Source organism: Marinobacterium sp. LSUCC0821, from assembly GCF_012848475.1.
GTDB lineage: Bacteria > Pseudomonadota > Gammaproteobacteria > Pseudomonadales > Balneatricaceae > Marinobacterium_E.
Map to the genome: position 1 here is coordinate 715985 of NZ_CP051666.1, position 23117 is coordinate 739101.

General features: G+C 47.3%; 19 protein-coding genes. 10 read left to right on the top strand and 9 right to left on the bottom strand.

Translation table 11 applies throughout. The features are described from left to right. The first annotated feature begins 67 nt into the window (after window positions 1-67). Genes HH196_RS03545 through HH196_RS03555 form a run of 3 tightly spaced genes read left to right on the top strand, consistent with a single transcriptional unit; the run spans window position 68 to window position 2366 of the window. Window positions 68-316, top strand: a complete 249-nt coding sequence (locus tag HH196_RS03545; protein WP_169450701.1) for a Trp family transcriptional regulator — start codon at window positions 68-70, stop codon at window positions 314-316. Beyond that, window positions 316-1710, top strand: coding sequence for an anthranilate synthase component I family protein (locus HH196_RS03550; RefSeq protein WP_169450702.1), 1395 nt, complete (start codon window positions 316-318; stop codon window positions 1708-1710). Before HH196_RS03545 ends, HH196_RS03550 begins: the two co-directional genes overlap by 1 nt. Beyond that, window positions 1707-2366 (top strand): aminodeoxychorismate/anthranilate synthase component II, encoded by a 660-nt coding sequence (locus HH196_RS03555; protein ID WP_169450703.1) that lies wholly within the window; start codon window positions 1707-1709, stop codon window positions 2364-2366. The genes HH196_RS03550 and HH196_RS03555 overlap by 4 nt, the downstream gene beginning before the upstream one ends. 21 nt (window positions 2367-2387) lie before the next feature. Here the strand turns inward: HH196_RS03555 and HH196_RS03560 are convergent, their stop codons facing one another. From HH196_RS03560 to leuA, 5 genes are all read right to left on the bottom strand, one after another. Further along, window positions 2388-3383 (bottom strand): HD domain-containing phosphohydrolase, encoded by a 996-nt coding sequence (locus HH196_RS03560; protein WP_169450704.1) that lies wholly within the window; start codon window positions 3381-3383, stop codon window positions 2388-2390. A gap of 5 nt (window positions 3384-3388) precedes the next feature. Next, window positions 3389-7024 (bottom strand): hybrid sensor histidine kinase/response regulator, encoded by a 3636-nt coding sequence (locus HH196_RS03565; RefSeq protein WP_169450705.1) that lies wholly within the window; start codon window positions 7022-7024, stop codon window positions 3389-3391. Window positions 7025-7190: 166 nt separating this feature from the next. Next, a complete protein-coding gene (gcvP, locus tag HH196_RS03570) occupies window positions 7191-10058 on the bottom strand; it encodes an aminomethyl-transferring glycine dehydrogenase (RefSeq protein WP_169450706.1) in 2868 nt (955 codons plus the stop codon). 136 nt (window positions 10059-10194) lie between these two features. After that, window positions 10195-11583: an MFS transporter gene (locus tag HH196_RS03575; RefSeq protein ID WP_169450707.1), complete on the bottom strand. Its 1389-nt coding sequence runs from the start codon at window positions 11581-11583 to the stop codon at window positions 10195-10197. A 252-nt stretch (window positions 11584-11835) separates the two neighbouring features. Further along, window positions 11836-13497, bottom strand: a complete 1662-nt coding sequence (gene leuA, locus HH196_RS03580) for a 2-isopropylmalate synthase (protein WP_169450708.1) — start codon at window positions 13495-13497, stop codon at window positions 11836-11838. Between the two features lie 161 nt (window positions 13498-13658). On the opposite strand from leuA, the gene HH196_RS03585 reads away from it, so the two are divergent. The 4 genes from HH196_RS03585 to kdsA all read left to right on the top strand — a co-directional run bounded on the left by HH196_RS03585 (window position 13659) and on the right by kdsA (window position 16484). Continuing rightward, window positions 13659-14117 carry an Lrp/AsnC family transcriptional regulator gene (locus HH196_RS03585; protein WP_169450709.1) on the top strand — a complete coding sequence of 153 codons (459 nt, stop codon included), beginning with the start codon at window positions 13659-13661 and terminating at the stop codon, window positions 14115-14117. Window positions 14118-14176: 59 nt separating this feature from the next. Beyond that, a complete protein-coding gene (locus HH196_RS03590; RefSeq protein ID WP_169450710.1) occupies window positions 14177-15133 on the top strand; it encodes an MBL fold metallo-hydrolase in 957 nt (318 codons plus the stop codon). 170 nt (window positions 15134-15303) lie between these two features. Then, window positions 15304-15504: a DUF2788 domain-containing protein gene (locus HH196_RS03595; RefSeq protein WP_169450711.1), complete on the top strand. Its 201-nt coding sequence runs from the start codon at window positions 15304-15306 to the stop codon at window positions 15502-15504. A 128-nt stretch (window positions 15505-15632) separates the two neighbouring features. After that, complete coding sequence (gene kdsA / locus HH196_RS03600) at window positions 15633-16484, top strand: 3-deoxy-8-phosphooctulonate synthase (protein WP_169450712.1); 852 nt, start codon at window positions 15633-15635, stop codon at window positions 16482-16484. A 146-nt stretch (window positions 16485-16630) separates the two neighbouring features. Here kdsA and HH196_RS03605 read toward each other — a convergent pair whose 3' ends face one another. Next, on the bottom strand, window positions 16631-17083 hold the full coding sequence (locus HH196_RS03605; RefSeq protein WP_169450713.1) for a tetratricopeptide repeat protein: 453 nt from the start codon (window positions 17081-17083) through the stop codon (window positions 16631-16633). Between the two features lie 83 nt (window positions 17084-17166). Then, window positions 17167-18450, bottom strand: coding sequence for a tryptophan--tRNA ligase (trpS, locus tag HH196_RS03610; protein WP_169450714.1), 1284 nt, complete (start codon window positions 18448-18450; stop codon window positions 17167-17169). A 131-nt stretch (window positions 18451-18581) separates the two neighbouring features. Here trpS and HH196_RS03615 point away from each other — a divergent pair, with 131 nt between their 5' ends. The 3 genes from HH196_RS03615 (at window position 18582) to HH196_RS03625 (ending at window position 20770) form a co-directional block, all read left to right on the top strand. Next, a complete protein-coding gene (locus tag HH196_RS03615) occupies window positions 18582-18851 on the top strand; it encodes a hypothetical protein (protein ID WP_169450715.1) in 270 nt (89 codons plus the stop codon). Between the two features lie 14 nt (window positions 18852-18865). Further along, window positions 18866-19639 carry a peroxide stress protein YaaA gene (gene yaaA / locus HH196_RS03620; RefSeq protein WP_169450716.1) on the top strand — a complete coding sequence of 258 codons (774 nt, stop codon included), beginning with the start codon at window positions 18866-18868 and terminating at the stop codon, window positions 19637-19639. A 279-nt stretch (window positions 19640-19918) separates the two neighbouring features. Next, window positions 19919-20770: a RimK family alpha-L-glutamate ligase gene (locus HH196_RS03625; protein ID WP_169450717.1), complete on the top strand. Its 852-nt coding sequence runs from the start codon at window positions 19919-19921 to the stop codon at window positions 20768-20770. Between the two features lie 231 nt (window positions 20771-21001). Here the strand turns inward: HH196_RS03625 and clpX are convergent, their stop codons facing one another. Then, window positions 21002-22276, bottom strand: coding sequence for an ATP-dependent Clp protease ATP-binding subunit ClpX (gene clpX / locus HH196_RS03630; RefSeq protein WP_169450718.1), 1275 nt, complete (start codon window positions 22274-22276; stop codon window positions 21002-21004). Between the two features lie 72 nt (window positions 22277-22348). Beyond that, the gene (locus HH196_RS03635; protein ID WP_169450719.1) at window positions 22349-23017 is read right to left on the bottom strand and encodes an ATP-dependent Clp protease proteolytic subunit; all 669 of its coding nucleotides are present in this window, start codon (window positions 23015-23017) and stop codon (window positions 22349-22351) included. Between the last annotated feature and the right edge of the window lie 100 nt (window positions 23018-23117).

Sequence of the window (23117 nt, forward strand, 5' to 3'; positions counted from 1 at the left end):
AGTTTATTTTTCAACAGAGACAACTTTAGCTTTTGATTCATCACACGTTGTGCTAGTGTACTAGTACATGAATACATCAGAATATTTTGATCAATTGGTCGATCACCTACTTAGCTGCAAATCAAATGAAGCATTAGCACAAGCCCTTCAAGGCCTTTTGACGCCCAGTGAAACAGTAGAGATCAGTAAACGTTTGCAAATTTTTCGCATGTTAGAAGCGGGTGTGCCGCAACGCGAAATTGCTAAACAGTTAGGTGTCGGAATTGCCACAGTGACGCGAGGTTCGCGCGTGCTGAAGTCTGAAGAGAGTGAGTAATGAGTAGTAGAAAACCCGCCAAAATTGAACTGCCACGTAAACCGCAGTATCTAAAATTGGCTGCAGACATCGATTTCTTTGAGCTTTTTAAGAAGATCGAAAAACGTTTTGATAACTGCGTGATGCTAGAGTCGCTAGGCGAAGAGAGCTACATCTCTCGCCACTCTATAATTGGCTTTGATCCAGAACAGATCATTTGGGCAGATGAGGGCCATCTCCACATTGAAGATCGTGCTGGCAATCGCGAGACCTACGAAAGCGAAAACCCCTACTACCTGCTGCGTGAAATTGTTCCGCAAAACATCATCTCGCGGAAATATGCAGGCGGTTTAACGGGTTACATCGGTTACGACTGTATGAACTACTTCGAACCGAGCTTGGATCTTCAGCACAGCGAGATGTTTGATATCTTCCGTTTTGGCGTCTTTAAAGATGGTTTGATACTCGACAAGATGACTGGTGAGGTATTCTACTTCTTCTATACTGACAGCCGTATCGCGCTGCTTGAAGAGATAATGGCTACACCCTGCCCGCCAAACGGTGAGCTAAAGATTCACAATCTTGGCGACACGATGACTCAAGCAGAACATGCTGATGCTGTGATGAAGGTTAAGCAGGACATTATCGAAGGTAAGATTTTCCAAACAGAGGTGGGCTTTAAGAAGCGCTTCCGTCTTATCGGCGATACGATCAATATCTACGAGCAACTGCGCGAAGTGAACCCTTCACCGCAGATGTACTATGTCAAATTTGGTGACCAGAAGCTCATTGGGGCAAGTCCTGAACTGCTGTTCCGACTACGCCAAGGCGAGATGGAGACCTTCCCGCTGGCTGGCACCGCTAAGCGTGGTGCTGATCCAATTGAGGATCAGCAACTGGCGCGTAAGTTGCTGAACGACCCTAAAGAGATTGCTGAGCACAATATGATTGTCGATCTGCACCGCAATGATATCGGCCGTGTCGCACGCTTCGGTACCGTTAAAGTCCGCTCGCTGATGGATATTAAGCGTTTTAGCCATGTGCAGCACATCTCTAGCGAGATTGTCGGTATTATCTCTGATAAACACGATATGTTCTCAGCTCTGGCTAGCAACTTCCCTGCTGGCACGCTCACCGGTGCACCAAAGATTGAGGCGATGAAGATCATTAACGATCTTGAGGCCGATGGCCGTGGCCCTTATGGTGGTGCGGTAGGTCACTTTGCCTTTAACGGTGATTGCACCTTTGCCATTCCAATCCGAACTGTCTTTGCAAATGGCGAACAAGCTTATGTTCAGACCTGTGGCGGTAACGTTTACGACTCTAATGCCGAAGATGAGTATGAAGAGATTCGACGTAAGTTTGCCGGGACTAAAAAAGTGTTAGATCAGTTTATTGTGGAGGCTGACGCATGAAAGTCTACATGATCGATAATTACGACTCCTTCACCTACAATCTCTACCAATTTATCGGTGAAGTACTCGAGTCTGAAGTACAACAAGGTAACCTTGAGTCGTTCGAAATCATCGTTAAACGTAATGATGAGGTGACCCTTGATCAAGTCGCTGCCGAGCAACCTGACCGAATCATTATCTCCCCAGGCCCTGGTTCACCGGATGACCCAGCCTACTTTGGCGTCTGTGCGGATGTGATTAAAGAGCTTGGCAAAACAACACCACTGCTTGGTGTCTGTCTAGGTATGCAGGGCATCGTTCACTGCTTCGGGGGTAAGGTGGTCAAAGCCCCTCTTCCGATGCATGGTAAGATCAGTCCTATCAATCACAATCAGGAAGGGGTATTTGCGAATACACCTAACCAGTTAGAGGTGATGCGTTATCACTCGCTGATTGCTGAGGCTGAAACGCTACCAGAGTGCTTAGATGTTACGGCAGCGGTTGGTGACCTCACTGCTGATCAATTCTCTGATCGACTTCAGCTAAAAGCAGGCGGTGCATTTGAGATCATGGGAGTGAAACACCGTGACTACCCTATCCACGGCATTCAATTCCATCCAGAGTCCTTCGCAACCGAAGGTGGCAAAGAGCTTGTTAAGAACTTTCTGTTTGTTTGAACTTTGATACTAAAAAGGCGTTTAAGACGCCTCTTTAGCACCATAAGCGATGCGAATACGTTCAACTTCTGGGCGTATTCGTATAAAGGTCTCAACCAGTTTGGGATCAAACAGCTTTCCTGACTCCTCAATTATATACTCATACGCCTTATCACTACTCCACGCCTCTTTGTACGGCCTCTCCATGGTCAATGCATCATAGACATCCGCAAGAGTTACGATGCGAGAGATAAGCGGTATCTGATTTCCCTTGTAGCCAGTGGGATAGCCTGTTCCATCAAAACGCTCATGGTGATTAAGGGCAATTTGAGATGCTAACGCAAAGGCTGGCGCTTTAGATCGCGAGAGGATCTGATGACCGATCTGCGTGTGACGTTTCATAATACGCCACTCATCAGCATCCAATTTAGCTGGTTTTTTGAGTACAGCATCGGGTATACCAATTTTGCCTGTATCGTGCATGGGAGCGGCTATTCGAATGAGTTCTACCTCTTCGGGTGAAAACCCTTCGGCTTCTGCAATCAACGCCGCATAATCGGCCATACGCCAGATATGCTCGCCTGTTTCGTTATCATTATAGTGACCGGCAATAGCGATCATCTCTATCGCTTCTCGATGGGTTCGCTCGAGGTATTCAGTGCGGACAGTCGCTAATAAATTATTAATTCGCAGTTTTAATATATCTGGATGAAGGGGTTTATGTATAAAGTCGGAAGCGCCAGATGCAAGCGCCTCAATCTCAGTCTCCAGATTGTTAGCACTGGTCATCACAATCACTTTGATTTCGCAAAGCTCTGGATTTGAGTGCATCATCTTCATCACTTCGAAACCACCCATTTCACCCATTTGGATATCAAGTAGTACTAGATCGGGTACTTTACGAGCAAGAAACTCCATCGCAGACTCACCCGAGTTGGCAAACGCCAGTTCATAAGGCGAATCACTTAGCATCTCTTGAATGTTCGCAAGTGTAGCTGGGGAATCATCAACTACCAGGATAGAGCTTTTACTCAACATAATGCTTACTCACCCATTTGATTATTAGCAATCACAGCTGCCTTTAGGGTATTGATCTGCTCTTTAGCTGTTACAAAATCGAAAGCTTCAAGTGCATCAGTCGCTTTACTCAACAGTACATCATCGACAATACCCGTAAGAGTAACTAGTTCACCTAAAATCGGCGCGGGATTGTTATCTTCAAGAAGTGATTGAGCCCTCTCAATAATCTCCAGTTGCTGCTCGATAGATAGATCAAGCGGATCGTCACTTACAACTTTGATGTTGCAGCGCGACTCTATATGACTCAGCGTTGCGCGAAGTACATCTGCAAATTCATTAATTTTCTGCGCATTTGGCGTGCCTCTACTTCGCAGTGAGTCAAGCAGACTACTAGTTGTCGCAAATAGGCGTTTTAAACCTAGAGCACCTGCAGCCCCCTTAAGTTTGTGAACCTCTCGTTCAATATCACTCATTCGAGCAAAGCGGCTTACGAAGGTTTTATACTCATCGAAGAACTTTTTAAGGTAGGTGTTTAACTTCTCTTCACTTCGCCAAATGGTTAACGCACCCTCTAAGTCTAGAATTCTATTGGCAGCTTGCCCCGCTGCATTAGCTGAAGGCTGTTTAGGTGAAAGCTCTAAGCCGCCTTGGGTATAACGTTGAATCAACGCAACGCTTCGCTTGACATCCAGTGGTTTAGGGATAAAGTCATTCATCCCTGACTGCAGAGCTTTTTCTTTATCCTGAGCAAATGCACCAGCAGTTAGTGCAATGATAGGAAGATCAGTCAGTTTAAGCTCTTGCCTAATCTTACGTGTCGCCTCATAACCATCCATGATAGGCATTTGGATATCCATCAACACAAGATCAATTGAGTGATCATTGTTGGCTAGGAATTCAACCGCCTCATGCCCATCATCAACGCTGAATACCTCTGCCCCTTCTCCAGTGAATATCTCTACAGCAACCTGGCGGTTAAATTCGTTATCATCTACAACTAACAACTTAAGCCCCGCTAGATGATTTTCACTCTCATCACTCTTAGCTGTTGTTGGTTTGTGGATAGACATAACAGCATCCAGTAGAGCGGATGCTGTAACGGGTTTATCTAGCACCGCATCAACATAGATTGAGTCTGCAGAGTTACGAACCTCTTCAGAGCCAAGAGCGGTAACCATCACGATAATAGGCGAACTACTTCTTAACTGCTCCGATTTGATCAACCGAGCAACGGTCAAACCATCCATATCTGGCATATCCCAATCCAGTAGAATCAGATCCGGCGAGTTAGCTTTTAACGCCCTATGGTAGGCAGGGAGGCCGCCATTAAATATCTCGCTTCGCCAGCCGATAGCGTTAACAATCGACTCGAGCGCATCTCGTGCAACGTCATGATCATCGGCGATTAGTACATTGAGATCTTTAATCTCCTCAAGAGATAGATGGTTGGATGAACCAGAAGAGAGATCAATATCAAAAGAGAAGGTGCTCCCCTTACCTGCTATCGAACTTATCTCCAGTTTTGATCCGAATTTTTCGAGAATACGAGTAGAGATAGCAAGGCCTAACCCTGTTCCACCAAACCGACGATTGATAGAGACATCAGCCTGCTCAAATGCTTTCAGAACTCGGGACTGAGACTCCGGTGTCATGCCAATTCCCGTATCTTTAACACTAAACCTCAATCGCACTCGGTCATCAGTCGAAGCGAGCGTCTCAACTCGAACCAAGACATAGCCACGATCGGTGAATTTAATCGCATTACCGATCAAGTTAATAAGAACCTGTTCAAGACGCAGACGATCCGCCTCTACGACTCGATTAAGTGAAGCGTCTGGCTGAATAATAAGTTCAAGCGCTTTATCTGCTGCTGACTGGTTCATAATGACAGCTAGGTTGTCCAACAACCCACTGATAGAGAAGGATTCAGGAATAAGCTCTAGCTTGCCTGCTTCTATTTTCGAGAAGTCGAGAATATCGTTCAAAATACTGAGTAGTGATTTACCCGCATTGGTGATTTTTGAACCAATATTCTGAGATTGTTCAGGCATATTTGGTTTTTCAAGCAGGTAGGCCATACCAAGCACGGCATTCAGTGGCGTCCGAATTTCATGGCTCATATTTGCTAGAAATTCACTTTTCGCAACAGCCGCCTGAACAGCCTCATCCTTAGCGAACTCTAATTCACGATTGATCAGCACCTCGGCTGTGATATCCCGCAAAACACCGAGCAGTATCTGCCTACCCTCTAACTTAGTCCGTGAAGCTTGGATCTTCAGAGTTTTAATGTGTGCAGTTGTTGGGCTACATATCTCTATTTGGGTATCCAATGGCTCCGCACCTGCAAGTGCTAGGTTGAGCTCGGTATTAAAACGGCTTCGATCCTTTTCTATGATCAACTTCTGCCATGCATCAAAGGTGATATCATCACTGATCTCAAGGTCATGAATGTGGAACATCCACTCGTTCCAACTCAACTCGCTTCGATCTAAGTTGATATCCCATATACCGAGGTTTAACTCATCGGCGGCAAGTTCAAGTCGCTCACGTGAGATCTCTAAATTGTGTGTACGAAGCTCAATCTCCTCTTCGAGATGCGTTTGATAATCCAAGCGCTCACGCTCTAGTTCAGCTTCCGCTGCACGACGCTTATAAATTGAGTCGGTCCATCGTAAGGATGCAAAAAGCGCCAAAATCAAATAGAGACCGTAAACACCCAAATTATTGATATTTAATGCACCTAAAAGATTAAACCCCTTGGGTGATGAAATTAGAATATGGAGCTCACGCCCTGCGATTGAACTAGATGGCGATACCTCCTGAGGGTAACTAATATGGCCACTAAGGTAAGTGTAATCGCCAACGTCAAAGGAGGCATTACGATCGCTTGTCAATTGACTCCAAACTTCGGGATTATGGAGATTGAGAGTAGATCGATCTCCAAGCTGCTTGTTCCAGTTGCGCGTACCCTGCTCATCAAATATCCAGTTACCCTTATCATCAAGTAGCGTCAATTGACCTGGAAAGGCCTTTGCAATCTCTAATTCATCTATCAAAGGCTGGCCTAGATAATTGAGTACCAAAACCCCTGCAAAGGCTCCATTAGCACTGTAAATCTTGTGGCTGAGTCTAATCATCGGCTTATGGGGCAATTCAACCTGATTACCCTCCACATTCAGGTCAAAATCTGAAACGAAACTGGTAAACTTTGGCAGGCCAAGTGTTTCAGAAAAGTAGTATCGGTCAGATTTATCTTGTAATTCTGCATCTGAAACAATTTTTGAGATCCCATTTGCGTAATTGATGCGGACCTTCTCAACCCCAGTAGCTGAAAGAAAACGGATCTGATCGTAACGGCGGCTTACAGAGGCAAACATACTAAAGTAACTACTCAGATCAGTTTTAGACTCTGTTGCTGGTGAGTTAACGTAGTTCGCTAGCGCGGCACTGCTAAGAATCTCTGAAAGATCTGTGGAGAGAAAGTTAAGTTTGTGTTTTAAGGATTTTTGCAGCGAAGCAACCAGATCATCATTAACTGATTGGATCGTCTCTTGCTCCTGTTGATCAATTAGGTAGAGATAACTGATGCCCATAACCGCGCCAATAACTGCAGCTGCAGCAAAACGTCTAAACGTTGAAAGTAGGAAACCGCTCGTCATCGCCTTAAATCCTTAAATACTTATAGATTAAAAGTAGTTCACTATTAAAAACTTGCAAGTTAAATGGCTCGATAAATCCAACTTATTTCAGAGGGGTGTGATGAAAAAAAGGCCAGAGCTCTGCGCATCTGACCTTTTTAATTTCTAATGAGAATTAAACCGTGAATTACTCCTGGTAATCGCTCACTGGAGGGCAAGTACAGACAAAGTTTCGGTCGCCGTATACGTTATCGATACGGTTTACTGACGGCCAGAATTTAGCCTCTTTGGTCTGACGAGATGGGAATACCGCCTGCTCCTTCGTGTAAGCTCGATTCCACTCAAGATCGGTGATGTCTGCAAGGGTATGCGGAGCTGCCTTAAGCGCTGTAGCTTCAACTGCGATTACACCTTGCTCAACTTCAGCGATTTCACCTCTGATCTTAATCATTGCATCGATGAAACGATCCAGTTCATCAATTGACTCCGACTCTGTTGGCTCGACCATGAGTGTGCCAGGCACTGGGAAAGACATGGTCGGTGCATGGAATCCATAGTCCATCAGACGCTTAGCGATATCCTCTTCCGAGACACCTGTCGCCTCTTTAAGTGGACGAATATCGATAATACACTCATGTGCTACACGGCCCTGAGTGCCACGATAAAGCACTGGATAGTAGGCTTCTAAGCGGGTTGCAATGTAGTTGGCATTTAAGATTGCAAGCTCTGTCGACTCGCGCAGACCTTTAGCACCCAGCATTCGAATGTACATCCAGGTGATCGGTAGAATCGATGCAGAACCATACTGTGCGGCAGCAACAGCTCCATTGTCAGGATTAAGGCCATCAATTGGAGCAACCTTATGGCTTGCCAAGAAAGGGGCAAGGTGTGATTTAACCCCTATTGGGCCCATACCAGGGCCGCCACCGCCGTGAGGGATAGCAAAGGTTTTATGAAGGTTAAGATGCGATACATCAGAACCGATCTCACCTGGTTTAGATAGTCCTACCTGCGCATTCAAGTTGGCACCATCCATGTAGACCTGACCACCATGCTGGTGTGTCAAATCACAGATCTCCCTCACCGCCTCTTCAAACACACCATGTGTTGATGGGTAGGTGATCATAAGTGCCGATAGATTATCGCTGTGCTCTTCCAGTTTCGCTTTAAGATCTGGAAGGTCCACGTTACCAAGATCATCACAGGCTACCACAACCACTTTCATATCCAACATTGCAGCTGAGGCAGGGTTTGTACCGTGTGCAGATGATGGAATTAGACAGACATTACGATGTCCCTGGCCAATAGACTCTTGGTACTTACGAATAGCAAGAAGACCCGCATACTCTCCAGAAGCACCCGAGTTAGGCTGCATCGACATCGCATCGTAACCGGTAATTTCAGCTAACCAGCTCTCTAGCTGGCTAATCATCTCAGCGTAACCTAGGGTCTGATCTTTAGGTGCAAATGGGTGCATGTTCCCGAGCTCTGGCCAGGTTACTGGTGCCATCTCTGAGGTCGCATTGAGCTTCATCGTACAAGAGCCTAGCGGAATCATACCGTGCACTAGAGAGTAGTCTCTGTTTTCAAGACGTTTCAGGTAGCGCAGCATATCGTGCTCTGCCTGGTAGCTGTTGAATACTGGATGCGTCAGCACCTCATCGTCACGTTGCAGCGCTTCTGGAATAGCAAAAGCAGTGCCAGTGAGAGTCAGTTCATCTGCAGATACAGACTTATCGGTAAGTGCAGAAATAAGCGCTGCTATATCAGCAAGGGTGTGCGACTCATCGACACTAATACCAAAACGCGTCTCACTGATTTTACGCAGATTGATGCCTGCATTCAGGGCTCGCTGGTAGAGTGCTAGATCAGCATTGAAGCTGAGCGTATCGAAGAAGCTCTCATTAACCGCAATACCCGCCTCATCAAGATGAGCGGCTACGATCTGAGTGAAGCGGTGAACACGCTGTGCAATCAGGTTAAGTCCTTTTGGGCCATGATAGGTTGCATAGAAACCTGCCATATTGGCTAGCAGTGCCTGCGCAGTACAGATATTAGAGGTCGCCTTCTCGCGACGAATATGTTGCTCACGCGTCTGCATCGCCATGCGGTATGCCTGATTACCGCGTGAATCGATAGATACACCGATAATACGGCCAGGTACAGAACGCTTGAGCTTCTCACTTGTGGCAAAGAATGCAGCATGAGGGCCACCAAAACCCATTGGCACACCAAAGCGCTGTGAAGAACCAAGAGCAACATCAGCACCAAGTGAGCCCGGAGATTTCAGCAGCATCAGTGCCAGCAAATCTGTGGCAACGGCTACCAGAGCACCCTGCACTTTCGCCTTCTCAACCACAGCACCTAGATCAACAATCTCACCTTCAGAACCAGGGTACTGAATAAGGGCACCGAAGCAGTCGTGTTTATCAATGTTTAGTGCATCATCAACAACAACTTCGATACCGAAGTACTCAGCACGTGTATTGATAACATCGATTGTTTGCGGATGAACCTGCGCATCAACAAAGAAGGTGTCGCACTTCTTACGTGTTGAGCGCTTAAGCAGCGTCATCGCTTCAGCCGCAGCTGTCGCTTCATCCAGAAGCGAAGCATTGGCAAGATCCATACCAGTAAGGTCCATTACCATCTGCTGGTAGTTAAGGAGTGCTTCTAGACGACCCTGCGAGATCTCTGGCTGATAAGGTGTGTAAGCGGTATACCACGCTGGATTCTCAAGTACGTTTCGTAGAATCACACCTGGTACCTTTGTACCGTAGTAGCCCATGCCGATGAAGTTGGTATTGACCTGATTCTTTTTAGCCAGCGCATGTAACTCGCTAAGAGCAGCGCTTTCGGTAACGGGCGCAGGTACCGCCAAGGGGGTATTAATTAGGATGGATGCCGGCACAGTCTCTTTGATTAGCTGTGCACGATCAGCAACACCAAGGGTATTGCACATGGTGGCCTGTTCAGATTCATTGGAGCCAAGGTGGCGATTGATGAACTGTTCAGTATCTAGTAACTGATCTAAACCTAGAGAAATCTGCGACATCTGAAATCCTATACTGGGTTATGCCAAATAATGTCATATTCTAACCTGTATGGATGTTCGGTGACACAAAATGAGCAGCTTTCCCTACAATCATTTCAGAAAGATCTTTCACATTCTGATATAGGGCAATTTTCCTTTAACTATCTCTTCGCCAACTGAACCATGCGGCTGTTAATGCCATCCCCAAAGAGACAATAAGTGCATAGTGCGCTACTGACTCAAGAGGCATTGCGTCCGCAGAAGTGATAGCACGCCCACCGAAGTAGATCGCCATCAACAGGCTGACAACAGCGGTGCCTAACAACTGCCCCGATTGTCGCGCCAAACTGATTAGCGCAGACCCTATACCTACACGCTGCGGCGGGATTGCACCCAAAGCCGATGAGTTATTGGGGGTGGAGAAGATACCGTGCCCTAAGCCCACAAAGAAGATCGCTACAGCGATGGTCGTGAGAGGCATCTGTGTATCCATGAAGGTGAGAATCGCAAGACCAATGGAGATAGCGATACACCCAAGCGTCGCCAACAGGCGGCGCCCTAACCGATCAGAGAGTCGACCTGAGATAGGTGCGCAAACCGTCATAACCAAGGCCTGTAGCATCATCAACTGCCCCGCCTCTGTTGGCGACAAACCGCGGTTGTATTGTAGGTATAACGATAGGACCAAAATAATCCCATAGCCACTGGCATACATAAACAGCGCTGCTGTAACAGAGCGTATGAAGGGGGTGTTTTGAATGAGTAGGTCGATGCGCACCAATGGGTTACTTACACGCTTACAGCGTCGAACGAAAATCCACAAAAGCATAATAGAAAGCGAAACAACCAACAGACCGTTTAGCTCCATCAGGTGACTACTACCAAAAAATAGGCCAGAGATCGCAAGTGCAAAGATAGCAGCACCTAGCCAATCAACAGAGTGTATATCAGCACTGCGCCACTCCCCTTTAATAAAGCGGTTTGTTGCAACAAATACCAAAAGAGCAAAGGGTGCTGTAATAAGAAATACCGAGCGCCAACCAAAGAGATCGACCAACAAGCCACCCACTAACGGACCTGAGGTCATCCCCAGATAAACAGCGGAGGTCATCCAACCAATCGCAACGCCCCGCCCTTTACTCTCGTAAACGCGTGAGATGATAGCCATACCGGTACTAGCCAAAATTGCACCTGCAGCACCCTGTACTACACGAGATAACAGCAGTAGTTCGATGGTTGGTGAGATGGCGCCGAAAACACCACCGACTGCAAATAGGATATTGGACCAAACAAAGGCGCGCTTTAGTCCAACCAGATCAGAGAGACGACCACCTGGAAGCTGGAATACCAGACTACTTAGCACGAAGATCGATGGGATCCAGCTTGCATAAAGCGCCGATGCAGATAGTTCAGAGGCAATAGAAGGAATAGCCACCAGAGTCGCAGAGACAGAGAGCGGGAAGAGCAGTATCGCTAAACTGACGATAACCAGTGCACGTAGGCGAACCTTATCAAACCGTTTGTAGTATCGAGCGGTAACGTCCATGTGCTCTCCCTTTTAAGTGAGGGGGCATTATGAGGCTGGGGAGAGAATGCATCAAGATTCTTTCGCGGCTTCGCCTACGGCGAATGCGCTCCTACGCGACTCTGGAAATAGACCGTAGGAGCGCATTCACGCAAAGCGTGAAGCCGCGAAAGAAGAACCAATTTGAAAGCCAGACACCGGTACTCTGTTGCGAGGCTTGTGCGACGGGGTCTGACCTAGGTCTGCCCCCACCCTTTCAGCGTCCTCCAGAGACTAAGCCGCCAACTGCGCCGATGCAGAAGAGCGATTGATCGCTGAGATCAATGCATTAATCGATGCACGAAGGCTATCACCATCCATCGCCATACCGACAACGCGCTGCCCATCAACATTGATTAGGTAATAAGCTGCTGCATCTGCATCACTGCCGCTACCGATTGCGTGCTCTGCGTAATCAATGACGTTAACGTTTTGACCGGTTAGCTTCTGCCAGCCATCTAGAAACGCGGTTACAACGCCCTCACCTTCACCCTCAAGCGCTTGGTCTTTGCCTTTGATCTTCAAAACACCTTTGAAACGTTCCCGACCATCGCGTTCAATGCTGTAACTATTCATCTGCACCGGATCTGTTGCCGCAATAAAGTTCTCTTTTAGCATCTCAAATATCTGTGCACTACCAATTTCAGAGGCGCTCTGTTCTGAAGCGCTTTGAACAATCGGCGCAAGTTCGGTCTGCATCCAACGTGGCAAACTGATGCCGTAGTCACGTTCTAAGACAAACGCCATACCACCCTTGCCAGACTGGCTGTTCACGCGAATCACTGCCTGATAATCACGGCCAATATCTTTAGGGTCGATCGGAAGGTAAGCAACCTGCCAGTGCTCATCTTCACCCTGACGGTGCAAGCACTTCTGGATTGCATCCTGATGGCTGCCCGAAAATGCTGTGTAAACCAACTCACCAATCCAAGGGTGACGCGGGCTAACTGGCAAGCGTGTACACTCAGTAAAGGTGGTAATAATCTCATCCGGATTAGACAAATCCATTTTAGGATCAACACCTTGGCTGTATAAGTTCATTGCCATTGTTACTAAGTCCATGTTACCGGTACGCTCACCATTTCCTAGTAACGTACCTTCAACACGGTCAGCGCCCGCCATCACCGCAAGCTCTGCAGCCGCTACTGCACAACCGCGGTCGTTATGGGTATGTACAGAGACAATAGCGCCAGCACGATTCTTAATATGCGAACAGAAGTACTCAATCTGGTCAGCGAAGATATTAGGCGTCGACTCCTCTACGGTAGAGGGTAAGTTGATGATGCAGCGATTCTCAGCGTTAGGCTGCCAAACATCCATCACCGCATCACACACCTCAACGGCGTAGTCGATCTCTGTACCAGTGAAGCTCTCTGGCGAGTATTGGAAGGTCCATTTCACTTCAGGGAAGGCTTTAGCACCATCCATCACCCACTGCGCACCCTGCGTAGCAATCGCCTTGATACCCTCACGGTCCTGCTTAAACACACGCTCACGCTGAATTGTACTGGTCGAGTTGTAGACGTGTACTACAGCGCTCTTCACACCACGAAGCGCTTCGTAGGTGCGGTCTATAAGCTCTTTACGCGCCTGAACCAAAACCTGAATAGTTACATCTGCAGGAATTTCATTGTTATCTATTAACCAACGCACGAAGTCATAGTCCGGCTGGCTAGCTGATGGGAAACCCACCTCAATCTCTTTAATACCGATCTTAACCAACAGACGCCATAAGCGTTGTTTCTGCTCAACCGTCATTGGCTCCAGTAATGCCTGGTTACCATCACGCAGGTCAACTGATGCCCAAATAGGCGCTTCAGTAATCTGTTTGTTTGGCCACTGACGATTCTGAATATTGATCTGCGGCGCTGGACGGTAACGAGTGTGGTTGAACATATCTGCCTCTAATAAAGCGTATTGATTTAGTCTGGGTATCATATGCCAAGATTGACGACAGATGATTGCTAACTTTGCTTTAAAATAGATATGTATGTATATTTTATTGCTAATTATTAACTATTTAAGCAATAAAATTTCAATTATCTCGAGGTTGCGCAATGGATAGATACGATAGAGCCATTTTAGAGGTGATTCAAAATGAAGGACGCATCTCAAATCAGGAACTTGCCGATAAAGTCGGCCTATCTCCCTCCCCCTGTCTTCGTCGTGTCAGAGTTCTTGAGGAGACCGGCATCATTACCGGCTATCGAGCGATAGTTGATGCTAAAAAGATGGGGTTGAGCCTTATGGCTATTCTTATGATATCTATGGATCGCCATACGCCTGAACGCTTTGCAAACTTTGACCGTATAGTTTCAGAGCTACCCGAGGTTCTAGAGTGTCTCTTGATCACCGGGCAGGATGCGGATTATCAGTTAAAAGTGATCGTAAATGATATGGACGGCTACCAACGCCTGCTGCTCGAAAAGATCACTCGTATTGAGGGGGTATCAGGGGTCCACTCAAGTTTCGTTATGCGACAAGTTGTTAATAAGACTGCAGTCCCTATTCGATAGACTAAAATAAATCGCGGGTTTATATTCAAAGAGTCCCTAATATAAATATGAGAATAACCATGCGTTTTATAAAACCTCTTACGATTGCCGTAATGCTGTCGGCAGCGCCGTTCGCTTTTGCAGTCACTCCAGCAGATAAATATCCAGAATCACAGCTCTACAGCAAACCAGTGAAAGTGGCCGAAAACATCTACTCCGCTATCGGTCAGCTAAAGTTCTACACCTACGAAAATGCAGGCCATAACAATAACCTGAGCTATGTGATTGGCGACGATGCCGTCCTAGTCGTCAATGGCTCATCTTCGTACCAACTCTCCAAAGCACTGCATGAAGAGATAAAGCAGGTAACGAGCCTTCCTGTTAAGTGGGTAGTCGATGAGAACGGGCAATCACATGCAGCTCTCGGTAATAGTTACTGGAAAGAACAAGGCGCAACCATCATTGCACATAAAGATGCTGCAAAAGAGGTTGAGACCCACGGCTTTTCCGGTTTAAACAGCCTAAAAGAGATCCTTAAAGAGCGGGCTGAGGGAACTACAATCATCCCCTTTGACGAGGTGTTTGAAGATGAGATGGAGCTTGACCTCGGCGGTCTAACAGCGAAGCTGGTTCATTTAGGCCCGGCCCACTCTGCCGGTGATATATCAGTTATCATTCCAGAACGTAACGTAATCATTGCAGGTGATATCGCCTTTCATCAGCGCATGCTGCCAGTCTTTCCAGAGACCAACACCGCAGAATGGTTAGAGACTTGGATTAATGAGTTCACGCCACTGGCAAAAGATATGATTATCGTCCCTGGTCATGGCGACCCAACTAACTTCGTTGAGGTCGATAAGTACACCCGCGGTTATCTTGAGTATCTGCGCGGCAAGGTACAGGAGATCTTAGATGAAGGTGGCACTCTTTCGGATGCCTATGCAATCGATCAAACGCCTTACATGCATCTTGAAACAGCAGACGAACTTGCTGGTAAGAATGCGGGACGTATCTTTGAAGCGATGGAGTGGGAGTAGTTTCAATATTCGCTCCTTTTCTTTTACTAAAAAGGCGACCCTCGTGTCGCCTTTAAATTATCTACCAATCAGCTTAATCAAATATCCTAGCCAAATAACCTTACTTTTTGACCGGTGTTATAGCGCGGATTAAGCCTTAAAATAGTGTCACACTCGTTAGGGAGATTGAGATGCGTTTAGCCGAAATGGAAGCGATTATGTTTAACGTAGGGATTACCGTATTTGCCCTATTCGTATTCTTCATCATCTACGACCTTGCCAAACGCTCTAATGCGGGTAAATTCGGCACCTTCATCCTCTTCTTCGCGCTTGGCCTTGGTCTTGCAGCTTTTCTAGCTAAATCAGTTATCGTCGAGTTTATTGGCGGTTAAAGGCTGCTCCTAAGCACCAGTGACAGGCTTCAGCCTGTCATCTGCTCTCGAATTACATTGAAGCTAAGTTCTACAACATACCTGCTAGTTACTTTATAATCGCGGAATCATTTTTATAAGGAACAACGATGGAACAGCGCAGTATCAAAGTCGGTCAAATCGATGTGAATAACGATAAGCCGATGGTGCTTTTTGGTGGTATGAACGTATTGGAATCGCGTGATCTCGCGATGACCATTGCTGAGCAGTACGTTGAGGTGACCAACAAGCTGAATATCCCTTATGTGTTCAAAGCGAGCTTTGATAAGGCAAACCGCTCTTCTATCAACTCTTTCCGTGGCCCAGGCTTGGATGAAGGTTTGAAGATACTTCAGGAAGTAAAATCGACTTTCAACGTGCCTGTTATTACAGACGTGCACGAACCCTTCCAGTGCCAACCAGCCGCTGAGGTTTGTGATGTGATACAGCTACCGGCTTTCCTATCACGCCAGACTGACCTCGTTGTCGCTATGGCAAAAACCGGTGCGGTGATTAACATCAAGAAAGCGCAGTTCCTAGCACCGCATGAGATGAAACACATTCTGACCAAGTGTGAAGAGGCTGGTAACGATCAGCTTATCCTCTGTGAGCGTGGCAGCGCCTTTGGTTACAACAATCTTGTGGTGGATATGCTTGGCTTTAGCATCATGAAAGAGTTTGGCTACCCTGTAATCTTTGATGCTACTCATGCACTGCAGATGCCGGGTGGCCGTTCGGATTCAGCCGATGGACGTCGTGCTCTGGTTGCACAGCTTTCACGTGCTGGCCTTTCACAAGGTATTGCAGGTCTATTCTTGGAAGCACACCCTAATCCAAACGTTGCGAAGTGTGATGGCCCTTGTGCCCTTCCTCTGTCGAAGCTAGAGCCTTACCTGGCTCAGATGAAAGCGGTGGATGAGCTGGTTAAGTCATTCCCTGCGCTGGATACTTCGGCAGAGTGATCGTATCGGGGCCTTCCCTACGGGCAGGTCCCTCGTACAGGGCACCAGTGACTGGCTTTAGCCTGTCATCTGCTTTCGAATTGCAATATAGGTTCTGGAAGACGCTGGTATAGCTGATGACAGGCTGAAAGCCAGTCACTGGTGTTCTAACCAAGCTTCATCTCCCACTTCTGGGCCTTCTCTACATCTACCTCTCTACCCAACTCTCCCTGCGAATAGATATCGACCATACGCTGTATCGCAACAGGGTGTCCCTGCTCGGCAGCTGCTTTGTAGTTATCAAAGGCTTTATCGGCAATCTTAAAAATCACAGGTGGATAACCCCCCTCGTAGAGTTTACCCATCTGGTATTGGCTGCGCGCATCACCACGTTCGGCGGCAGCTTGAATATACAATGCGCCCTGCTCTTTGCTGGCTAGATCTGAACCACGAAAGTGAAGTAGGAATCCATAGGTCGAGAGGGCTTTCACACTGCCGCGCTGAGCTCCAACCCTGAAGAGCTTCATGGTCTTATCGTGAACCCATTTAGAACGACGCGCCAGAGGGCTTCTGAAAATAGCGTAAGCAGACCAGGCAGCCAAATTACCAATTAGCGACATGCTTAACTCCTAGGTACAAAAAAGGGACCTATATTAGATCCCTACATTTAAATCAGCTCATTGAGAGATATCAAGCCAGAAGATTAAGCGAGCAGCGATGCCCACTCCGCTTTAAGTGCTTCAAGCTCGTTCTCAGCTTTCTGCTTAGCCTTCTTCTTAAGCCCTTCAACCTCTTCTGCTTTGGCAGCAACGATTGATTTTGCCTCAGCAGCAGGGTCTGCAGCGTTGGCAACCTGATCAAGCAGGTTTTGCACACCACGAAGAATCGCGCGACGACGACCCTCTTCAATACGTGCAATCTCCTCATCTGTAAGCTCTTTCTGCTTCGCTTTCTCTTGCTTAGCTTCTGGCGCGACATAGGTAAGTGGACGAATACCTGCAGCAATGCGAACTTTATCAAGCAGAGGTGCAGCTTCGGCACGTGCCTTTTCAGCACCTTTGTGGAGCTCAGCCTCGACAGCATCTAGGTTATTCATAAGATCGTTGTAGCGCGCACGAGGCTCAGCGATCTTAGCATCCAAGAATTCATGCAATTCACGCTTAGCATCACCCCATGAGATACCCTCAAGGAAAGCGTTGCGCATCGAAGCTGTTTCAGACTCATTCGCAAAAAGGCTGTATAGCTGGAAGATGGTGCTATCGTTTGGATCTTTAGGTTCGCCAGGGGCACGCAGATCGGTTTTGATCTGGTTAATGAGTTTGCGTAGCTCATCCGTAGAGGCAAACAGTGGAATGGTGTTGTCGTAGCTCTTAGACATCTTACGACCATCTAACCCTGGGATTAGCTGAGTCTCCTCATCAACCTGCGCTTCCGGTAATACAAATAGATTCTCGTAGGTGTGGTTGAACTTACCTGCGATATCACGCGCCATCTCGATGTGCTGAATCTGATCCTTACCGACAGGAATCTTGTTGGCGTTGAACATAAGAATGTCTGCAGCCATCAGAATTGGGTAACTAAATAGACCCATAGTGATGCCATCATCGAGATCCTCTTTACCTGAGTCGCGGTTCGCATCAACGGAAGCTTTGTAAGCATGGGCACGGTTCATCAAACCTTTAGAGCACATGCAGGTAAGGATCCAAGTGAGTTCTGGAATCTCTGGGATATCGGTCTGACGGTAGAAGGTCGCTTTATCGGTATCCAAACCTAGCGCCAACCAGGTTGCTGCGATCTCACGCGTTGAACGTGCAACACGATCAGGCTCATGACACTTAATCAGGGCGTGGTAGTCTGCCAAAAAGAAGAACGAGCTTGAGTTTGGATCAAGGCTCGCTTCAATGGCTGGCTTAATTGCACCAAGGTAGTTACCAATGTGCGGGGTGCCTGTGGTCGTGATACCGGTAAGAACGCGTGTACTGCTCATTGAATGACTCATCATCTATGTAAAAACAAGGCGCTAATTCTACACAGATAAGCAAGCAACTCCCACCCTGTTTGCACTTCGGCTTGTAAGTCGGTTTAATTCACAAACCAATTAAATGAAGAGTTGAGCAAATGGACAGTCAGATCCCCTCTTACATCTCGCTTTTAGGCTTTGCTGTACCGGCAGTTATATTCATCGCAAGGCTAGCAACACGGAAAGCAGCTACCATCGCACATGCCCTATTAATGGCACTTATCTGCCTGTTCATAGGATTTCTTGCTGCGGGGGCTACCATTTCAATTATCGGTGCCCTATCACCGGTTGGTAACGCACTGATCGTTTCTGGCGCTGGTATCGTAGCTGCCTTTGTGCGTTTAGCCTGGATTAAACGTTTCCCGTAGTTTTAGGAAGTTAGATGTTAGTTGTTATTTCACCCGCTAAAACACTCGATTATGAGACCCCATTAGCCACTAAACAGTTCACGCAACCCGAGTTTACAGCGGATGCGCAGGGGTTGATTGATCAGTTGCGAGAGTTCGCCCCTCAGGATATTGCCGACCTTATGCACCTAAGCGATAAGCTATCGGCACTCAATGTGGCGCGCTACCAGAGTTGGAGCCAAGCACATGATGTTGATAATGCGCGTCAGGCTGTGCTGGCATTTAAAGGCGATGTCTACACAGGACTTAATGCTGAAGAGTTTGAAGAGGCAGATTTTGAATTTGCCCAGAATCATCTTCGTATTCTTTCTGGACTCTATGCCCTACTTAAGCCCCTCGATCTGATGCAGCCTTACCGTCTTGAAATGGGCACTAAGCTCAAAAATGCGAAAGGCGCAAACCTCTACCACTACTGGGGCAGCACCATTACAGAGCGCCTTAATAGCGAGCTTCAATCAGAAGAGACACCAGTACTGATTAACCTAGCATCTAATGAGTACTTTAAATCGGTACAACCAAAGAATCTAAATGCTCGGGTTATCAATCCAGAGTTCAAAGATCTTAAGAATGGCCAGTATAAGATCATTAGCTTTTACGCTAAAAAGGCACGCGGCCTAATGACGCGCTACATCATCAAAAACCGTATCAACAACCCAGAGCAGTTGAAAGATTTTGACTATGAAGGGTATGCCTATAACGAATCCCTCTCTTCTGGTGATAACTGGGTGTTTACGCGTGATCATGTGTAGGAGCGCATTCGCTGTAAGCGAAGCCGCGAAAAATAGAACAAGCCCTGGCACGAGGTTTTGAATAAGCGAACCGTTTCACGGTTCTTTCGCGGCTTCCGACAAAGCCGGAATGCGCTCCTACTGGAGATCCGATAACGTCCGCATGTAGGAGTGCCTTCGCCAGAGGCGAAGCCGCGAAAATTGAATCGATCGATAAAAAAATATCATCGATCCGCCCCATTCTCGGCAGCTGAGCGCAGGCATATAATCGCGCGCAACTAGTCTATGTAGTCACACTAAATGCGTCTGATCTCCTTCGATCCTCTGCGTACTTTACATTTTCCACCCCATACGCCGCTCAAACCGAGCCAGGCGATATTGCATAAGCAAGAGATCAGTGAAGCAGAATGGGTGCTCTACCCTGAGTTCTGGCAGATCAATATGCTCACCTTTGGTTTAAAGGCACGCATCTTCCCCTCCCTGCCAACCTATCTCATTGGGCACAATAAGATAGAGATGACCCGTGCCTTTGAAGCGGTGGTGCCGGAAAACACTCCATGGACTATCATCCTCTCGAACACACCCAGTCACGCTGAATCAGCTTGGGACCAAATGCCGATCCCTTTTGTAGCCAAGATTCCAAAATCGAGCATGGGCGAAGGGGTCTTTCTGATTGAGCAGCGCTCTGACTGGCTTAAGTACCTTGAACTAACCGATGTTATCTATGTCCAGGAGTACCTACCCATAGATCGCGATATGCGAATCGTCTGGATAGGTGACAAGATCGTGGGTGGTTATTGGCGCCTGCAATCCTCGAATGGATTCCACAACAACGTGGCTCAGGGTGGTCAGGTTATGCCAGGGCCAATTCCACAAGCGGCTGCCGAGCTGGTCACCAAGGTTGCTACTACACTTGGGATAGACCATGCGGGATTTGATATCGCCATGGTCGATAACTACCCGTACATCTTAGAGTTTAACCGTATGTTCGGATCCCAAGGTATCAACTCCCTACTCGGAGATACCACGCCTGTTATCCTAGACTACTTAACTCGCAAACTCGCTGAAGAGGAGCCACCACATCCCAGGACACCGAAGGTTGTTGGTGGGCGAAGCACGAAGCGCAGAGCACGACGGATGCGGGTTGCTTGATCGTCGTTGCGTAGGAGCGCATTCGCTGAAAGCGAAGCCGCGAAATATAAAAACAAGATTTGGCACGAGGTTTAAATTGGCGAACCGTTGCACGGTTCTTTCGCGGCTTCCCGCAAAGCGTGAATGCGCTCCTACGGGAATATCTACATAGTGCGAAGTAGGAGCGCATTCGCTGAAAGCGAAGCCGCGAAAAAAAAACCGCCAAGGCGGTCTTTTTCATTCAAGGAGCTATCACTCGTCTGCAGAAGCTTTGGCTAACTGCTCGTTCTCATAGATGAGAATCGGATCGCCGTTGTGCTCGATCACTCCGCGATCGATCACTACCTTACCCACACCCTCAAGTGATGGTAGGTCGTACATGATCTCGAGTAGCTTCGATTCAAGAATAGAGCGAAGACCACGAGCACCTGTGTGGCGCTCTAGAGCTTGCTCTGCAACTGCTACAAGTGCATCTTCACGGAACTCAACTTCAACACCTTCCATCTCAAACAGCGCTTTGTACTGTTTAACAAGGCTGTTTTTAGGTTCAGTTAGAATCTGAATCAACGCATCTTTATCAAGTTCAGAAAGTGTAGCAATCATCGGTAGACGACCAATGAACTCTGGGATCAAACCAAACTTCACTAGATCTTCAGCTTCCACCTCATGGAGACGCTCGACACCCTTCTCATCATCTTTACTGCGAACAGTTGCGCTGAAGCCAATTGAGCTCTTCTCGCTACGCTCTGCAATTACCTTCTCTAGGCCCGCAAAGGCACCACCAACGATGAACAGGATGTTTGAGGTGTCTACCTGTAAAAACTCCTGTTGCGGATGTTTACGGCCACCCTGTGGCGGCACAGAGGCAACAGTACCCTCTATAAGCTTCAACAATGCCTGCTGAACGCCTTCACCCGATACATCGCGAGTAATTGATGGATTATCTGACTTACGAGAGATCTTATCGATCTCATCGATGTAGACGATACCTATCTGCGCTTTCTCGACGTCGTAATCACACTTCTGCAAAAGCTTCTGAATGATATTCTCAACATCTTCCCCTACGTAGCCAGCTTCTGTAAGTGTCGTAGCATCAGCCATAGTAAAGGGTACATTGAGCATACGAGCCAGACTCTGCGCTAGCAGGGTCTTACCGCTACCTGTTGGGCCGATTAGCAATATGTTCGATTTGCTAAGCTCAACATCCGCACCCGCTTTACCTTTGTAACGTAGGCGCTTGTAGTGGTTGTAAACAGCGACTGCAAGAACACGCTTAGCGCGCTCTTGGCCGATTACATAGTCATCTAGGTTCGCTTTAATCTCACTCGGAACAGGAAGGTGCTCATCATCGCCCGCCTCTTCCACTTCGGTAAGCTCTTCGGTGATGATGTCGTTACATAGGTCGACACACTCATCACAGATAAATACTGAAGGACCAGCAATCAGCTTGCGTACTTCATCTTGGCTTTTGCCACAAAATGAACAGTAGAGCTTGCTGTCGTTCTGATCGTTGTTCTCTTCAGACATCCGATTTCCTCTTAATCGCTTTAGCTTCTCAGCTAAGGAGTGCGGCCGCTAACGGACCGCATTAAAATTTCGTTAGGCTTCGTTACGGCTTGAAAGCACTTTATCAGCAAGACCAAACTCAACAGCTTGGGTCGCTGATAGGAAGGTATCGTGCTTCATGATCTCGTAGAGCTCATCGTACGATTTACCAGCAGTGTTACGCTCTGCGTAGATCTCTGTCAGACGATCGTTAAGACGCTTAGCCTCTTCCATGTGACGACGAGCATCTTCAAACTCAAGCTCTTGCACATGGACTGAACCGCGAGTACCTGGGGTACCAGAGCTCACACGGTGAATCATGGTACGCGATTCAGGTAACAAGAAGCGTTTACCCTTAGCACCTGCCATAGCAAGGAATGAGCCCATGCTGGCAGCTTGACCCAACACCATAGTGCTCACGTCAGGCTTGATAAACTGCATCGTATCGTAGATCGCCATGCCGGCAGTCACTGAACCGCCTGGTGAGTTGATGTAGAGGTGGATATCCTTATCTGGATTCTCTGCCTCTAAGAACAACATCTGCGCAACAATAAGGTTGGCCATGTGATCTTCAACAGGACCTACCATAAAAATGACACGCTCTTTCAGCAGGCGTGAATAGATATCATAAGCACGCTCACCACGTGAACTCTGCTCAACAACCATCGGTACCAAACCGCTATTCACAATCTCATCGCTGCGGCCTGTGTAGATATCTGACATCTAGCTATTTCCTTTTATAGACGCTAAAAACTAAAAAACGACAGTCAGCCTAAGCTAACTGCCGTTTTTTGTCGATGATCTATTTAACTAATTATGACTA

Coding starts and splice junctions, on each gene's coding strand:
- HH196_RS03595 (WP_169450711.1), top strand. CDS start 15,304: ATGCGTTTAGCCGAAATGGAAGCGATTATGTTTAACGTAGGGATTACC.
- clpX (WP_169450718.1), bottom strand. CDS start 22,276: ATGTCTGAAGAGAACAACGATCAGAACGACAGCAAGCTCTACTGTTCA.
- HH196_RS03590 (WP_169450710.1), top strand. CDS start 14,177: ATGCGTTTTATAAAACCTCTTACGATTGCCGTAATGCTGTCGGCAGCG.
- trpS (WP_169450714.1), bottom strand. CDS start 18,450: ATGAGCAGTACACGCGTTCTTACCGGTATCACGACCACAGGCACCCCG.
- HH196_RS03625 (WP_169450717.1), top strand. CDS start 19,919: ATGCGTCTGATCTCCTTCGATCCTCTGCGTACTTTACATTTTCCACCC.
- HH196_RS03555 (WP_169450703.1), top strand. CDS start 1,707: ATGAAAGTCTACATGATCGATAATTACGACTCCTTCACCTACAATCTC.
- HH196_RS03575 (WP_169450707.1), bottom strand. CDS start 11,583: ATGGACGTTACCGCTCGATACTACAAACGGTTTGATAAGGTTCGCCTA.
- HH196_RS03545 (WP_169450701.1), top strand. CDS start 68: ATGAATACATCAGAATATTTTGATCAATTGGTCGATCACCTACTTAGC.
- HH196_RS03605 (WP_169450713.1), bottom strand. CDS start 17,083: ATGTCGCTAATTGGTAATTTGGCTGCCTGGTCTGCTTACGCTATTTTC.
- yaaA (WP_169450716.1), top strand. CDS start 18,866: ATGTTAGTTGTTATTTCACCCGCTAAAACACTCGATTATGAGACCCCA.
- kdsA (WP_169450712.1), top strand. CDS start 15,633: ATGGAACAGCGCAGTATCAAAGTCGGTCAAATCGATGTGAATAACGAT.
- HH196_RS03585 (WP_169450709.1), top strand. CDS start 13,659: ATGGATAGATACGATAGAGCCATTTTAGAGGTGATTCAAAATGAAGGA.
- gcvP (WP_169450706.1), bottom strand. CDS start 10,058: ATGTCGCAGATTTCTCTAGGTTTAGATCAGTTACTAGATACTGAACAG.
- HH196_RS03550 (WP_169450702.1), top strand. CDS start 316: ATGAGTAGTAGAAAACCCGCCAAAATTGAACTGCCACGTAAACCGCAG.
- HH196_RS03635 (WP_169450719.1), bottom strand. CDS start 23,017: ATGTCAGATATCTACACAGGCCGCAGCGATGAGATTGTGAATAGCGGT.
- HH196_RS03615 (WP_169450715.1), top strand. CDS start 18,582: ATGGACAGTCAGATCCCCTCTTACATCTCGCTTTTAGGCTTTGCTGTA.
- leuA (WP_169450708.1), bottom strand. CDS start 13,497: ATGTTCAACCACACTCGTTACCGTCCAGCGCCGCAGATCAATATTCAG.
- HH196_RS03565 (WP_169450705.1), bottom strand. CDS start 7,024: ATGACGAGCGGTTTCCTACTTTCAACGTTTAGACGTTTTGCTGCAGCT.
- HH196_RS03560 (WP_169450704.1), bottom strand. CDS start 3,383: ATGTTGAGTAAAAGCTCTATCCTGGTAGTTGATGATTCCCCAGCTACA.